At 69.9% G+C, this 13,555-nt stretch carries 16 protein-coding genes and 1 riboswitch; of the genes, 9 read left to right on the forward strand and 7 right to left on the reverse strand.

What is annotated here, in order from left to right:
- Positions 1 to 63: 63 nt before the first annotated feature.
- Complete coding sequence (gene thiC / locus AB0F56_RS07610) at positions 64 to 1,854, reverse strand: phosphomethylpyrimidine synthase ThiC (RefSeq protein WP_362005273.1); 1,791 nt, start codon at positions 1,852 to 1,854, stop codon at positions 64 to 66.
- Positions 1,848 to 1,995, reverse strand: a riboswitch (TPP riboswitch). Its footprint overlaps the gene before it by 7 nt.
- Positions 1,996 to 2,066: 71 nt before the next feature.
- Between thiC and AB0F56_RS07615 the strand changes: the two genes are divergently transcribed.
- Positions 2,067 to 3,470 (forward strand): YibE/F family protein, encoded by a 1,404-nt coding sequence (locus tag AB0F56_RS07615; RefSeq protein ID WP_362005275.1) that lies wholly within the window; start codon positions 2,067 to 2,069, stop codon positions 3,468 to 3,470.
- A 4-nt stretch (positions 3,471 to 3,474) separates the two neighbouring features.
- Here the strand turns inward: AB0F56_RS07615 and AB0F56_RS07620 are convergent, their stop codons facing one another.
- From AB0F56_RS07620 to AB0F56_RS07635, 4 genes are all read right to left on the reverse strand, one after another.
- The gene (locus tag AB0F56_RS07620) at positions 3,475 to 3,909 is read right to left on the reverse strand and encodes an SsgA family sporulation/cell division regulator (protein WP_315894956.1); all 435 of its coding nucleotides are present in this window, start codon (positions 3,907 to 3,909) and stop codon (positions 3,475 to 3,477) included.
- A gap of 138 nt (positions 3,910 to 4,047) precedes the next feature.
- Positions 4,048 to 4,818 carry a helix-turn-helix domain-containing protein gene (locus tag AB0F56_RS07625; RefSeq protein ID WP_362005278.1) on the reverse strand — a complete coding sequence of 257 codons (771 nt, stop codon included), beginning with the start codon at positions 4,816 to 4,818 and terminating at the stop codon, positions 4,048 to 4,050.
- A 276-nt stretch (positions 4,819 to 5,094) separates the two neighbouring features.
- Positions 5,095 to 5,313, reverse strand: a complete 219-nt coding sequence (locus tag AB0F56_RS07630) for a DUF5326 family protein (RefSeq protein WP_362005281.1) — start codon at positions 5,311 to 5,313, stop codon at positions 5,095 to 5,097.
- A 131-nt stretch (positions 5,314 to 5,444) separates the two neighbouring features.
- A complete protein-coding gene (locus AB0F56_RS07635) occupies positions 5,445 to 5,762 on the reverse strand; it encodes a cupin domain-containing protein (protein WP_362005284.1) in 318 nt (105 codons plus the stop codon).
- A gap of 51 nt (positions 5,763 to 5,813) precedes the next feature.
- Between AB0F56_RS07635 and AB0F56_RS07640 the strand changes: the two genes are divergently transcribed.
- The 5 genes from AB0F56_RS07640 (at position 5,814) to AB0F56_RS07660 (ending at position 9,504) form a co-directional block, all read left to right on the forward strand.
- The gene (locus tag AB0F56_RS07640; protein ID WP_362005286.1) at positions 5,814 to 6,191 is read left to right on the forward strand and encodes a phage holin family protein; all 378 of its coding nucleotides are present in this window, start codon (positions 5,814 to 5,816) and stop codon (positions 6,189 to 6,191) included.
- A 9-nt stretch (positions 6,192 to 6,200) separates the two neighbouring features.
- A complete protein-coding gene (locus tag AB0F56_RS07645; RefSeq protein WP_362006111.1) occupies positions 6,201 to 6,689 on the forward strand; it encodes a low molecular weight protein-tyrosine-phosphatase in 489 nt (162 codons plus the stop codon).
- Between the two features lie 38 nt (positions 6,690 to 6,727).
- Positions 6,728 to 7,870, forward strand: a complete 1,143-nt coding sequence (locus AB0F56_RS07650; protein ID WP_362006114.1) for a cystathionine gamma-lyase — start codon at positions 6,728 to 6,730, stop codon at positions 7,868 to 7,870.
- Between the two features lie 222 nt (positions 7,871 to 8,092).
- Positions 8,093 to 8,989, forward strand: coding sequence for a LysR family transcriptional regulator (locus AB0F56_RS07655; protein WP_362005289.1), 897 nt, complete (start codon positions 8,093 to 8,095; stop codon positions 8,987 to 8,989).
- A gap of 35 nt (positions 8,990 to 9,024) precedes the next feature.
- Complete coding sequence (locus AB0F56_RS07660) at positions 9,025 to 9,504, forward strand: NUDIX hydrolase (protein WP_362005292.1); 480 nt, start codon at positions 9,025 to 9,027, stop codon at positions 9,502 to 9,504.
- Between the two features lie 69 nt (positions 9,505 to 9,573).
- Here AB0F56_RS07660 and AB0F56_RS07665 read toward each other — a convergent pair whose 3' ends face one another.
- Both AB0F56_RS07665 and AB0F56_RS07670 read right to left on the reverse strand, forming a co-directional pair.
- Positions 9,574 to 10,734 carry a globin domain-containing protein gene (locus AB0F56_RS07665; protein WP_362005295.1) on the reverse strand — a complete coding sequence of 387 codons (1,161 nt, stop codon included), beginning with the start codon at positions 10,732 to 10,734 and terminating at the stop codon, positions 9,574 to 9,576.
- Between the two features lie 107 nt (positions 10,735 to 10,841).
- On the reverse strand, positions 10,842 to 11,495 hold the full coding sequence (locus AB0F56_RS07670) for an HAD-IB family phosphatase (protein WP_362005298.1): 654 nt from the start codon (positions 11,493 to 11,495) through the stop codon (positions 10,842 to 10,844).
- 77 nt (positions 11,496 to 11,572) lie between these two features.
- On the opposite strand from AB0F56_RS07670, the gene AB0F56_RS07675 reads away from it, so the two are divergent.
- From AB0F56_RS07675 to AB0F56_RS07685, 3 genes are all read left to right on the forward strand, one after another.
- On the forward strand, positions 11,573 to 12,100 hold the full coding sequence (locus tag AB0F56_RS07675) for a DUF2269 domain-containing protein (protein WP_362005301.1): 528 nt from the start codon (positions 11,573 to 11,575) through the stop codon (positions 12,098 to 12,100).
- Positions 12,101 to 12,105: 5 nt separating this feature from the next.
- Complete coding sequence (locus AB0F56_RS07680) at positions 12,106 to 12,969, forward strand: GNAT family N-acetyltransferase (protein ID WP_362005302.1); 864 nt, start codon at positions 12,106 to 12,108, stop codon at positions 12,967 to 12,969.
- Positions 12,970 to 13,090: 121 nt separating this feature from the next.
- Complete coding sequence (locus AB0F56_RS07685) at positions 13,091 to 13,549, forward strand: MarR family transcriptional regulator (protein WP_362005305.1); 459 nt, start codon at positions 13,091 to 13,093, stop codon at positions 13,547 to 13,549.
- Positions 13,550 to 13,555: the final 6 nt, after the last annotated feature.

Raw genomic sequence — 13,555 nt, forward strand, 5'->3', positions numbered from 1 at the left:
CCCGGGAACCGGCGGCGGCGCCCAAGGGCCCGCGATCCCCCCGTGGATCGCGGGCCCTTCCGGTTACTGCTCCGCCAGCGGCAGGTAGACGCGGTTGCCGGCCGCCGCGAACTCCTTGGACTTCTCCGCCATACCGGCCGAGATCTCGTCCGCCTTGAGGTCGCCGCCGTGCTCCCGGCGGATGTCCTGCGAGATCTTCATCGAGCAGAACTTCGGACCGCACATCGAGCAGAAGTGCGCGGTCTTCGCGGGCTCCGCCGGAAGCGTCTCGTCGTGGAACTCACGGGCCGTGTCCGGGTCGAGCGCCAGGTTGAACTGGTCCTCCCAGCGGAACTCGAACCGCGCGTCCGACAGCGCGTCGTCCCACTCCTGCGCCCCCGGGTGCCCCTTGGCCAGGTCCGCGGCGTGCGCCGCGATCTTGTACGTGATGACGCCGGTCTTCACGTCGTCACGGTTGGGCAGGCCCAGGTGCTCCTTCGGCGTGACGTAGCAGAGCATCGCCGTGCCCCACCAGGCGATCATCGCGGCGCCGATGCCCGAGGTGATGTGGTCGTACGCGGGCGCGACGTCCGTGGTCAGCGGGCCGAGGGTGTAGAACGGCGCCTCCTCGCAGATCTCCTGCTGGAGGTCGATGTTCTCCTTGATCTTGTGCATCGGGACGTGCCCGGGGCCCTCGATCATCGTCTGCACGTTGTGCCGCTTGGCGATCGTGTTCAGCTCGCCGAGCGTGCGCAGTTCGGCGAACTGCGCCTCGTCGTTGGCGTCCGCGATCGAGCCGGGCCGCAGGCCGTCGCCGAGCGAGTACGTGACGTCGTACGTCGCGAGGATCTCGCAGAGTTCCTCGAAGTTCGTGTAGAGGAAGTTCTCCTTGTGGTGCGCGAGGCACCAGGCGGCCATGATCGAGCCGCCGCGCGAGACGATGCCGGTCTTGCGACGGGCGGTCAGCGGGACGTACGGCAGCAGGACTCCGGCGTGGACCGTCATGTAGTCGACGCCCTGCTCGGCCTGCTCGATGACCGTGTCCTTGTAGATCTCCCAGGTCAGCTCCTCGGCCTTCCCGTCGACCTTCTCCAGGGCCTGGTAGAGCGGCACGGTGCCGATCGGCACGGGAGAGTTGCGCAGCACCCACTCGCGCGTGGTGTGGATGTTGCGGCCGGTGGACAGGTCCATGACCGTGTCGGCGCCCCACTTGGTCGCCCAGGTCATCTTCTCCACCTCCTCCTCGATGGAGGAGGTGACGGCGGAGTTGCCGATGTTGGCGTTGACCTTCACCAGGAACCGCTTGCCGATGATCATCGGCTCGATCTCCGGGTGGTTGACGTTGGCCGGCAGTACGGCACGCCCCGCCGCGATCTCCTCCCGTACGACCTCGGGAGAAACGTTCTCTCGGATCGCGACGTACTCCATCTCCGGGGTGATCTCGCCCCGGCGGGCGTACGCGAGCTGGGTCACGGCCTCGCCGCCGCGGCCCCGGCGGGGCAGGCGCGGACGGCCGGGGAAGACGGCGTCGAGGTTCTTCAGCCCACCGCCGCGCGGCGAGGTGTGCTTGATGCCGTCGTCCTCGGGACGGACCGGGCGGCCCGCGTACTCCTCGGTGTCGCCCCGCCCGATGATCCAGTTCTCGCGCAGCGGCGGCAGGCCCCGCCGTACGTCGGTGTCGATGGTGGGGTCGGTGTACGGACCGGACGTGTCGTACAGCGTCACGTCCTTGCCGTTGGTGAGGTGCACCTGCCGGACGGGCACGCGGAGGTCGGGGCGCGAGCCCTCGACGTACCCCTTGTGCCAACCCGGCTTGCGCTCGTCCTGGCCGGCGTTCTCGCTGGTGGCAGGCGTGCGTGCATCCTGAATGGTCATGAGACCGATCTCCCTACGCCGGCATTACCCGGTAACAGGTTCGGCGGTCGGCGCAGCCTCCTCCCGTACGTACATTCAGTACGCGCGTACGGTGATCAGCGCCCTCTCAGCCCGGTGCTCCGAGCTCCCGCGTGTGCAAAGGTGTCACCACGCTAGCGTCAATCCGGCCGTGCTGAACAGTGGGCCCCCGCCGTTCTTGCGATGATCGGTCGGTGACTTCCTCGCAGCAGACCCCTGAACCCGACGGTCATGACGGCCCTGGCGCCCATGGCGACGCGGGCCACGGGCACGGCCATTCGCACAGCCATGGGCCGGCCGCGCCCGTCTCCCGGCACCTGCGCAGGGTCATCGCCGCTGTCCTGATCCCGTTCGCCGCGGCGGTCGTGGTCGGGCTGGTGGTGCTGTGGCCGGGCGGCGCCCCGGAGCACGAGCGCACCGGCGTCGGCTTCGACCGGCAGACGTACCAGGGCAAGGTCGTCTCGGTGGAGCAGGTCGACTGCAAGGACGTGAACGCCGCTCAGGTCCCGCCGACCGGCGACACTTCGACGCCCGAGGGGCGCGAGGCGGCCAACGCCCAGCAGGGGGAGTGCGAGAAGGCGACGATCGAGGTCACGAGCGGTCCGGACAAGGGCCGTACGTTCGTCGAGATCGTGCAGCCGGACGCGCCGCGCCAACTCGACGAGGGCCAGGGCGTGGTGGTGGCGTACGCGCCGGACGCGCCGCGCGACCTGCAGTACTCGGTGACGGACGTGAATCGCAAGGTGCCGCTGGCGGTGCTCGGCCTGATCTTCGCCGTGGCGGTCGTGCTGGTCGGCCGGATGCGTGGCGTGATGGCGCTGATCGCGCTCGCCGTGAGCTTCATGATCCTGACCTTCTTCATCCTCCCGGCGATCCTTCAGGGGTCGAATCCGCTGGTGGTGGCGGTGGTCGGGTCGAGCGCGATCATGCTGATCGCGCTCTACATGTGCCACGGCCTGTCCGCCCGCACCTCGGTCGCGGTGCTCGGCACCCTGATCTCGCTGCTGCTGATCGGTCTGCTCGGCTCGTTCTTCATCAGCTGGGCCTCGCTGAGCGGCAACACGGACGACAACACCGGTCTGATCCACGGGCTCTACCCGGACATCGACATGTCCGGTCTGCTGCTCGCGGGCATCATCATCGGCTCGCTCGGCGTCCTCGACGATGTGACGGTGACGCAGACCTCGGCGGTGTGGGAGCTGCACCAGGCCGATCCCCGGCTCGGGCCGCGCGGTCTCTACCGGGCGGGCATCAGGATCGGCCGCGACCACATCGCGTCCGTGGTGAACACGCTGGTCCTCGCGTACGCCGGCGCGGCCCTGCCCCTGCTGCTGCTCTTCTCCATCGCGCAGAGCAGCGTGGGGACGGTGGCCAACAGCGAACTCGTCGCGGAGGAGATCGTCCGCACGCTGGTCGGTTCGATCGGTCTTGTCGCCTCCGTTCCGGTCACGACCGTTCTCGCCGCGCTCGTGGTCTCGGCGGACCGGCCGGGGGGAGCGGCAGCGGCCGGCGGGGCGGGCGGAGCCGGCTCGCCGGGCTCGCTGGAGAAGCGTTCATCCAGGCCCTCCGGACGCGGGCGGCGCCGCCGCGCGAAGTGACCGGTCAGCCGGCGTTCTCCTCCGCGAGGATCCGGCCGAGCGCCGCCTCCAGGTTGTCCTCGAAGTCGCCCAGTGTCCGTTCCTGACCGAGTGGAACCAGCTTGTCCGTCCGGTCGAGGAAGGCGACGAGCGGCGGCGCGCTGGCCCGGAACAGGGCCCGGTCGCTGCCGACCTGGAGCCGGATGGCGACGTCCGAGAGGCCCTCGGGGTCGGTCGGCGCGATGTGCACATCGCCGTCGCCGCTCGGTCGGTTGATGCCGTCGAGCAGCAGCTCCCGGCCGAACGCCCAGGTCACGGGCGCGTCTCCGGGAAGGTGGAACGTCATCCGCACCGCGTAGGGATCCCGGGTCTCGTACCGCAGTTCCACCGGGATCCTGAAGGAGAGCTCCTCGGAGACGAGGAAGCTCATCAGGACCTCGGCCTGAACCGACTCTCGCATCATGTACCCCGCAGTCGATGGAGCAGTTGTGTAAACACGGCTGCTGAAAGCTGTTATCAAAACGGCCAGGAATGATCCCCCATGGCCCTCTTGACGCAATCGTGCTGGAAGGGCTAGCAGATCACAAGGAGTGATTTTTCAGATACTGATAGAGAAAGCGAAGGAACTGAGGAGCCTTCCGATCTCATTGCGTAGCCGATCGACTGCGGGCAGCAACCGTTCTTCCTGGTGAAGGGGGAGGGAAATGGCCATGGCGGCCGCCGTGGACCCCGCTGTGATGGGGATCGCGGCACAAACTGTGCCGAGCGCATATTCCTGACGCTCCACCAGGGGCTCCATTCGCCCCATTCCGCCCAAACGCTCCAAAAGCGCACTCTGGTTACGCACCGTGTACGGAGTGATGGCTTCCACCGGATGGCGGTCGAGGTGGTCTTGACGACTCTTCAAATCCAGTTGGCTGAGCAGGCACTGCCCGATCGCGTGCGCGTGCCCCGTCTCGCGGAAGTCGGCCCACTCGTCCACGGCGGGGGCGGCGGGGGTGTCGGCGACGGCGACGAGTTCGATCTCGCCCTCGCGGTAGATCGCGAAGTAGACGGGGACCCCGATCTCGTCGCGCCAGTGCGCGAGGGAGTCTTCGATCTTGGTGCGACGATTCTGCAGAACTCCGCCACCAGCGAGACGACCTGCTGCGTCGCCGAAGACGAACACACCCTTCTCGCGGCGTAGATAGCCCTCGTGCGTCAGGGTGCGGAGCAGGTGGTACGCGGTGGGCAGCGGAAGTCCCGCCTCACGCGCCAGTTGCTTGGCAGGGGCCCCGTCCTCGTGGGAGCCCACGGCCTCCAAGAGTCTCAGCGCCCGCTGCACCGAGCCGATCAGCGTAGGAACGGCGGACTGCGTAGCCGTGGCCAAAGGTCACCCCCAGGCGTGACGACGGGTGCCGTACACCCGCCCGCGGGGGCCGCCCCCGCGCCCGCCGCGGCCTGGGAACCGGTGGGGTCCGGTGGCGGACCCGCCCGAGACACGTGGACACCCGCGGATCAGCGCGGAAGGTTGGCCTGTTTTCCCCGGGGCGGCAGAGATTTTCCACTCTAATGGCAGCTCCAAGGCCTGACCCCGGTTTCCAGGGCGGCGTCCCTCGGCCGGGCTAACGCCCGGCCGACGCCCCGTACCGGCGGGTAGATCGTGCTACCAATCCTCGCGCGAGGTCGAGGAGGACATGAACTTCCGTACGACGTAGATCAGTCCACCGACCAGGGCGACGAAGACCAGCACCTTGAAGAGCAGACCGATCACGATGGACGCGATGCTCATGATCAGGCCACCGAAGACGAACAGGGCGATGACGGGTATGGCGACCCACTTCACCCACCAGGGCATCCCCGCGAGAATCTCTTGTACCGCCATCGCGCCTACCTCATCTCCCGAAGAGTCCGTCCCGCGCACTCTGCGCCGGGCACCTTCGATGCTAGGTGCGGCACCTGCGCCGCGGGGGCCTCGGAGCCCTTGCTCTCCCCTGATCGACCCCCTAGGGGAATTCAGCCCTCCGGCGGCGAGAAGACCACCATGACCCGCAGGTCCTCGGTGATGTGGTGGAACTTGTGGGCCACCCCGGCCGGCACGTAGACGACACTGCCCCGCGCCACCTGCGTCGTCTCCATGCCCACCGTGATCGCGGCCCGCCCGCTCACGACGAAGTACACCTCGTCCTGGCTGTGAGGCTGTTGGGGGTCGAGCGCGCCGGCGTCGAGCGCGTACAGACCGACGGACATGTTCCGCTCGCGCAGGAACTGGAGGTACGCACCGTCGTTCGCGGCGCGCTCCGCCTCGAGTTCGTCCAGCCGGAATGATTTCATCGTGCTTTTGCCCCTGCCATTGGCCCGATCATGTCTGCCACGATCAGACACATGAAGAATTTTGTAGTCAAGACGCTCGCGAACGCGGGCGCCCTGGGAGTGGCCGTCTGGCTGGTCCCGGACATCGACCTGACCGGTGACAGCACTCCCGACAAGGCCTGGACGCTGATCCTCGTGGCCCTGGTTTTCGGGCTGGTGAACTTCTTGGTGAAGCCGATCGTCAAGCTGATCTCGCTTCCCCTTTTCATCCTCACGCTCGGCCTGATCACGCTGGTCATCAACGCGCTGATGCTGCTGCTGACCTCTTGGCTGGCCGACACACTCGGCCTGGACTTCCACGTCGACGGCTTCTGGACGGCGGTCCTCGGCGGCCTGATCATCTCCGTCGTCTCCTGGGCACTCAACGTCGTGCTCCCCGACGGGGACTGAGTGCGCACGATGACCTACCGCGTCTGTTTCGTCTGCACGGGCAACATCTGCCGCTCGCCGATGGCCGAGTCCGTCTTCCGTGCCCGCGTGGAGGAGGCCGGCCTGGCGGACACCGTCGAGGTGGACAGCGCGGGCACCGGCGGCTGGCACGAGGGCCACGCCGCCGACCCGCGTACCGTCGCCGTCCTGGAGGACCACGGCTACGCCTCGGGGCACACCGCCCGCCAGTTCCGCGCTTCGTGGTTCCCCGCGCTCGACCTGGTCATCGCCCTCGACGACGGGCACGTCCGCGAACTGCGGCGGCTCGCCCCGACGCCCGAGGACGCGGCGAAGGTGCGGCTGCTGCGCTCGTACGACCCGGCGGCCGACGACCTCGACGTGCCGGACCCGTACTACGGCGGGACGGACGGCTTCCAGGAGTGCCTGGAGATGGTGGAGGCGGCGAGCGAAGGACTGCTGGCCGCCGTACGGAAGAGTGCGGAGGAGCGGGCGGTATGAGCACGGACGCGTATGACGGCGCCGAGGACCTCGGCGGCATGGACGACATCGGCGCCGTCGGCGACGGGACACGGGCGGTACGGGCGGGGCTTCCCGAGCCGGTGAAATGCGAACCGACGCTGCCGGGACCGGTCTTCGCCGCCCACTTCCATCTGCCGGGGGACCCCACCGGCCCCTACACGTACGGGCGGGACGAGAACCCCACCTGGACCCATCTGGAACGCGCCATCGGCGAGCTCGAGGCGCCGGAGGAGCCGGGCGTCGAGACGCTCGTCTTCGCCTCGGGCATGGCCGCCATCTCCGCCGTCCTCTTCTCCCAGTTGAAGACGGGCGACACGGTCGTCATGCCGACGGACGGCTACCAGGCGCTGCCGCTGCTCCACGAGCAGCTCAGGGCGTACGGGATCGAGGTCCGCACCGCGCCGACCGGCGGCGACGCCCAGTTGTCCGTACTGGAGGGCGCGCGGCTGCTGTGGATCGAGACGCCCTCCAACCCGGGGCTGGACGTCTGCGACATCCGCCGCCTGGTGCGCGCGGCACACGAGGGCGGGGCGCTGGTCGCCGTCGACAACACCCTCGCCACCCCGCTCGGCCAGCGGCCCCTGGAGCTCGGCGCGGACTTCTCCGTCGCGAGCGACACCAAGGGCATGACCGGCCACGGCGACATCCTCCTCGGCCATGTCAGCTGCCGCGATCCGCGGCGCGCGGCGGAGGTACGGCGCTGGCGCAAGGTCGTCGGCGCGATCCCGGGCCCCATGGAGGCCTGGCTCGCCCACCGCTCCCTCGCCACGCTCCAGCTCCGCATCGACCGCCAGTGCGCCTCCGCGCTGGCGCTCGCCGAGGCCCTGGCCAAGCGGGACGAGGTCACCGGGCTGCGGTATCCCGGGCTGCCGGACGATCCCTCGCACACGGTGGCGGCCGCGCAGATGCGGCGCTTCGGGCCGGTGGTCTCGTTCGTGCTCCCCGACCGGGACCGGGCCGAGCGGTTCCTCGACGGGCTGCGGATCGTGGACGACGCGACCAGCTTCGGCGGGGTGCGCTCGACGGCCGAGCGGCGCGGGAGGTGGGGCGGCGACGCCGTGCCGGAGGGCTTCATCCGCTTCTCCGTCGGGGCGGAGGACCCCGAGGACCTGATCGCGGACGTGCTGCGCGCCCTCGACGCGGCGGACGCCGCCGGCTGACGCACGCGGAGTCGGGGCGCTCCGAGCCTCCCCCCTCATGGCTCGGAACGCCCCGACTCATTTGCGCGGAGAACCGCCTGACCAAGGCTAGTTGACTCTGCGTCAGTGTCCAATCACGGTAGCGACAGAGACCTATCGACTTATTTATAGTTGGACGGTCCTGAGGCGCCGTCAGCCGACCGCCTGAGTCGAACGGCCGCACCGGCCGGGAGGGGGGCGGACATGGATCTCGCCCTGCTGCGCACCTTCGTCGCGGTGCACCGGGCCGGCTCCTTCACCCGCGCGGCGGCGCTGCTCGGGCTCTCCCAGCCCGCGGTGACCAGCCAGATCCGCACCCTGGAGCGGCAACTGGGCCGGCCGCTCTTCCTCAGACAGGCCCGTGGGGTCACCCCCACCACGATCGGCGACGAGCTCGCCCACCGCGCCGCCCCGCACCTGGACGCGCTCGTGGAGATCGCCGAGACCGGTCTGGACGAGCAGAACGGGGTCCGCACCCTCCATCTCGCCGGGCCTCCCGAGTTCACCTCGGCGCGCGCCCTGCCCGCCCTCACCCCGCTGGTCTCCCAGGGGCTCGCCGTACGGGCCGCCTTCCCCGCCACGACGGAGGAGATCCTCGACGGGCTGGCCGCCGGCCACCACGATCTCGCCATCGCCACCGCCCGCCCACGCGGCGGGCTCTTCGGCTCCACACCGCTCTGCGACGAGGAACACGTGCTGGTCGCAGCGCCGCGCTGGGCCGCCCGACTGGCACCCGACATGCTGCTGCGCAAGGGCGCGGTGGTCCTGGAACAGCTGCCGGTGGTGGAGGTGCACGAGTCGCTGCCCTTCGTGTCCCGCTACTGGGCGGCCGTCTTCGAGACCAAGCCGGCCGCGGCCGCCACCGTCGTGGCTCCCGATCTGCGGGCCGTCCTGGAATCGGCCGCCGCCGGGGCGGGCCTGGCCGTCCTGCCGCGCTATCTGTGCGAGGAGGCGTTGGAGCAGGGCCGCCTCGTGGCGCTGCTCGATCCGCCGGTGCCTCCGCTGCGGACCTACTTCCTGGTCGTCCGCGCCGGAACGCTCGCGCTGCCGCATCTCGCGAGGGCCCACGAGTGGCTCCTGCGGGCCTCCGGAGCCTGGTGAGTTTCAGGACACCTGTGGCGGGCCATTTTCTTCCCATGACCGAACGTCCTGTGGTCAAGCGCACCGCACGCGCCATCCTGCTCGATGGAAACGACCTCATCCTCATCAAGCGCACGAAGCCGGGGGTCGATCCCTACTGGGTGACCCCGGGCGGCGGGGTCGAATCCTCCGACACCACCGTCGTCGAGGCCCTGCACCGCGAGGTGCACGAGGAACTCGGCGCCAAGATCACCGATGTGGTCCCCTGCTTCGTCGACACCGTCGAGCACATCGTCGACGGCGGTGTCTCGGGAGTGAAGGTCCAGCACTTCTTCGTCTGCCGGCTCGAATCCATGGACCCTTCGCTGCGGCACGGGCCCGAGATGGACGAGCCGGTGGGCGAGTACGAGATCGTCCGGGTGCCGTTCACCCGGATCGGCATCGCGGCCGTCCACCTCGTGCCGCTCTCCCTGCGTCACTACCTGGACGGCAACATCGAGGGCGTCCGCGCGATGCACGCGCCGGACCTGGGGTAGCGGCGGGCGGCCCGTCTGCGGGCTCTGGAGCCTCGGCGGCCCGTCCGCGGGCCCCGGAGCCTCGGCCGGCTAGGAGGCGAGGTCCGCCAGGAAGTCGTGGCGGATCCGCTCCGCCGGAATGCCGATCCCCCGCAGGGTGTCCACCCCGCGCCGGACCATTCCGGGCGGGCCCGACAGGTAGGCCTCGTACTCGTTCCACGGGCCGTACCGACGCACGGCGTCCGGCAGTTGCCCCTGGTCCTCGGTGATCGGCCGCACCGACAGCCAGGGGAACGTCTTCTGGAGCCGCATCATCGTGTCGATGTCGTACAGGTCGTGGTCGCTGCGCGCCCCGTAGAACACCTCCATGGGGCGCCGGTCCCCGTGCTCGGCGACATCCTCGACCAGCGCCTTGATGGGGGCTATGCCGGTGCCGCCGCCCAGACAGAGCAGGCCGTTGTCCGTGGAGTGGTCGACGGTCATCGACCCGGCGGGCGGGCCGAGGCGCAGGACGTCGCCGGGGCGCGCGTGGTGCACCAGGGCGTTCGAGACCCAACCCGCCGGCACCGCCTTGACGTGGAGCGAGAGCAGCCCGTCGGGTCGGGGCGCCGAGGCGAAGGAGTAGTGCCGCCAGATGCGCGGCCACCAGGGGGTCTCCAGAGTCGTGTACTGCCCGGCCAGGAAGGAGTACGGCTGGTCGGGGCGGAGGGTGATCACGGCGATGTCCGGCGTGCGCAGATCGTGGGAGACGACCTCGGCGTGCCACCAGGCGGGTGCGTGGAGCTCGTTCTCGGCCGCCGCGTCGATCATGATCTGGGAGATCGTGGTGTACGTCCGTACCCAGGCGGCCTCGGTCTCCTCGTCCCAGGTGAGGGTGGCGTACCGGACCAGAGCGCCGATCAACGCCTCGCCGACGGCCGGATAGTGGGTCGACTGTGTCCCGTACTTGCGGTGCCCACGGCCCAGGTTCTGGAGGTACTCGGTGAGGACGGGGGCGTTGTCCATGTGCTCGGCCGCGGTCAGCAGCGCCTTGAGCAGGCGGTCGCGCTGGGTGTTCATGGCCGCGGGGAACATCGCTCGCAGCTCGGGGTGGTGGACGAAGAGCAACGCGTAGAAGTAGGAGGTCACCTTGTCGGCGACAGGCGCGATCTCGGCCAGGGTGCGGCGGATGAGGATCGCGTCGGGGGAGGGTCTCGGTCCTGGGGCTATCCGGGGCGGTGCTTCGCCGTCGTCGTGCACGGCCTCTTCCATCGTGTGCCTCGCCTCACGCCTGCGGCTCTTGTCGTCGCAGCTTGACAGCTTCGACAACCGGTTCGGACAGAAAGTGGAATTCTCGGGCATTCACCCCGCGACTGCGGCTAGGCTGCGTCCTTTCGGACCAGGTCGTACGCCTCCCGCAGATCGCTCCCCGCGTAGGCATGGCGCGACAGACCGGCCAGGTGGTGGTCGGCGTTGACCGCCACGGCGACCGGCACGGCGGCGAAGAGCTGCGCGTCGGACATCGAGTCGCCGTACGCCACACAGTCGGCCAGGCTCAATCCGTACTCCGCACAGAGACGGCGCGCGATAGCCACCTTCGCAGCCGCGTCGAGGATGCCCGGCCGGTGGATGGGCTCGGTGAACGGCACCGACGGCCAGCGGGAGCCGTGGGCCGCATCGGCCCCCCAGTCGAGCAGCCGCTCGACGAAGAAGTCCGGCGACAGCGAGATGACGGCGCAACGCCCGCCTTCGGCGTGGATGTCCGCCCAGACCTCGCGAAAGCCGGCCAACCAGGGGGCGCCCTCGAAGGCAGCCGTGACCTGCTCCGGCGTGAGGGCGGACCAGAGGGCGTGGGCCTGGACCGCGAACTCGTCGGGGGTCATCCCGTTCACCAGGAAGCCCTGCTCCAAGGCGGCGATCTCCTCGGTCAGTCCGAGCTGGCGTGAGATCTCCACCGCGGCCGCCGACCCGCGGATCAGCGTGCCGTCGAGATCGAAGAGGTGCAGCCTGCCTCGGCCCATGGAACTCGTCATGTACGCCGAGGCTAGTACGTGCGGTTACTCCCGTCGTCAGACGCGGGACGAGGGGGCAGGGCGGCACGGTGTTTCACGTGAAACATCTCCAGCGGCCCGTCCGGCGGGCTCTCCTCGTCGTCCATGTCTCCGTCTCCGTGGCGTGGCTCGGGCTCAGCGTGGGACTGCTGACGCTCGGCATCACGGCCTATACGACGGGCGACCCCTCGCTCACCGCAGCGGCCTACCGTGCGATGAAGGTGTTCGCCGACTGGCTGCTCGCTCCGATCGCCGTGGCGACCCTGGTGAGTGGCCTGGTGCTCTCTCTGGGCACTCCATGGGGTCTGGCCCGGCACCGCTGGGTCTGGATCAAGTTCTGGATCACCCTGGCCACGGCAGCCGCGACCGTCTTCGCCCTGCGGCCGGAGATCGTGCACGCGGCGACGGCCGGCGTGCGCGACCCCAGTCTGGTGGCGGCGCCCACCGTGTCAACGGCGGCCTACCTCTTCATGACCGCGATCTCGGTGCTGAAGCCCTGGGGGCTGACCCGCCGAGGCCGCCGTCTCCGGGCATCGGTCACTTCCCGTAAAACGGTGGACGGACGATCACTGGGTCGGACAGCCTGAGCGTCATGCCGATGTCGCCCGCACCGCTCGACGAGCTCCCCATCCGGATCCTCACCCCCGAAGACGTCACCGTCTGCGCCGACCTCTCCGAGGACCGGGGGTGGCCCCGCGAGGAACACAAGTGGAACCTCCTGCTGACCGCAGGGACCGGCTACGGCATCGACGACCCCGGCGGCAAGGGGCTCGCTGCGGCCAGCGTCGTCACCTCGTACGGGCCCGGGCTCGCCGCGATCGGCATGGTGCTGGTCGCCGAGCGGTACGCCCGCCGGGGAGTGGGGCGCCGGATGATGCAGCACGTGATCGCGGGGGCCGGAGACACCCCGCTCACGCTCCACGCGACGCCGAACGGGCAGCCGCTCTACGAGCAGCTGGGGTTCGTCGAGACCGGCCGCGCCGAAATGCTCCGCGGCCACTTCACCGCGGCGGAGCCGGCCCCGGAGGTCTCGACCCGCGCCGCCACCGCCGAGGACCTCCAGACGATCCTCCGCCTGGACAGCGAGGTCTTCGGCCTGGACCGCACGCACATGCTCACCCGTCTGCCGGCCTTCGCGGACCACCTCCGCGTCGCCGAGGAGGGCGGCGAGATCACCGGCTACGCGGCGGCCTGGCCGAACATGGACACCCATGTCATCGGCCCCCTGATCGCCCGGGACACGGCCACCGCCCAGGCCCTCGTCGCCGCCCTGGCCGCTGCCACGGACCGCCCGCTCCGCACGGACATCGACGTACGCCACGAGGCCTTGGTGAGCTGGCTCAAGGCGAACGGGCTCGCCCCGGTCGCGTTCAACGCGGTCATGGTGCGCTCCGTGCCCGACCTGCCGGGCGACTGGCGCCGCAGGTTCGCCCCTCTGAGCGTCGCGGCGGGGTAGAGCCGGGAGGAGGCCGGGCAGAGCCGGGACGGAGTCGAGGGGCAGCCCGAGTAATTGCACACGCGGGCTTTTGCATTCTTCGTCTACCCTGGGAGGAGCCGCTCCGGACCGAGGAGAGACCATGACCGCGACCGACCCCGCTCTCACCGCCCTCTCCCAGGGCTGGTGTGCTCTCTCTCTGCTGCACGGCAGGATCGAGTCCCACATCGAGCGCGCCCTGGAGTCCGGGCACGGGCTGAGCGTGCGCGAGTACTCGCTGCTCGATGTCCTCAGCCGCCAGCACAGCGGGCCGGGCGGGCACCTCCAGATGAAGCAGGTCGCGGACGCCGTCGTCCTCAGCCAGAGTGCCACCACACGCCTGGTGACCCGCCTGGAGGACCGAGGCCTCCTCACCCGCTACCTGTGCGCCACCGACCGGCGCGGCATCTACACCGATGTCACCGAGTCCGGCATGAAGCTGCTCGCGGAGGCCCGCCCCACCAACGACGGAGCCCTGCGCGAGGCCCTCGACGAAGCGGCGAAGAACCCGGAGCTGGCCCCCCTGGTCCGCGTCGTCGAAGGCCTTCACGTACCCGCCTGAGCCGCC

Origin of the sequence: Streptomyces sp. NPDC026092 (genome assembly GCF_040638605.1) — a bacterium.
GTDB lineage: Bacteria > Actinomycetota > Actinomycetes > Streptomycetales > Streptomycetaceae > Streptomyces.

Coding starts and splice junctions, on each gene's coding strand:
- AB0F56_RS07650 (WP_362006114.1), top strand. CDS start 6,728: ATGGACGACATCGGCGCCGTCGGCGACGGGACACGGGCGGTACGGGCG.
- AB0F56_RS07620 (WP_315894956.1), bottom strand. CDS start 3,909: ATGCGAGAGTCGGTTCAGGCCGAGGTCCTGATGAGCTTCCTCGTCTCC.
- AB0F56_RS07645 (WP_362006111.1), top strand. CDS start 6,201: ATGACCTACCGCGTCTGTTTCGTCTGCACGGGCAACATCTGCCGCTCG.
- AB0F56_RS07635 (WP_362005284.1), bottom strand. CDS start 5,762: ATGAAATCATTCCGGCTGGACGAACTCGAGGCGGAGCGCGCCGCGAAC.
- AB0F56_RS07685 (WP_362005305.1), top strand. CDS start 13,091: ATGACCGCGACCGACCCCGCTCTCACCGCCCTCTCCCAGGGCTGGTGT.
- AB0F56_RS07655 (WP_362005289.1), top strand. CDS start 8,093: ATGGATCTCGCCCTGCTGCGCACCTTCGTCGCGGTGCACCGGGCCGGC.
- thiC (WP_362005273.1), bottom strand. CDS start 1,854: ATGACCATTCAGGATGCACGCACGCCTGCCACCAGCGAGAACGCCGGC.
- AB0F56_RS07680 (WP_362005302.1), top strand. CDS start 12,106: ATGCCGATGTCGCCCGCACCGCTCGACGAGCTCCCCATCCGGATCCTC.
- AB0F56_RS07640 (WP_362005286.1), top strand. CDS start 5,814: ATGAAGAATTTTGTAGTCAAGACGCTCGCGAACGCGGGCGCCCTGGGA.
- AB0F56_RS07670 (WP_362005298.1), bottom strand. CDS start 11,495: ATGACGAGTTCCATGGGCCGAGGCAGGCTGCACCTCTTCGATCTCGAC.
- AB0F56_RS07665 (WP_362005295.1), bottom strand. CDS start 10,734: ATGGAAGAGGCCGTGCACGACGACGGCGAAGCACCGCCCCGGATAGCC.
- AB0F56_RS07660 (WP_362005292.1), top strand. CDS start 9,025: ATGACCGAACGTCCTGTGGTCAAGCGCACCGCACGCGCCATCCTGCTC.
- AB0F56_RS07630 (WP_362005281.1), bottom strand. CDS start 5,313: ATGGCGGTACAAGAGATTCTCGCGGGGATGCCCTGGTGGGTGAAGTGG.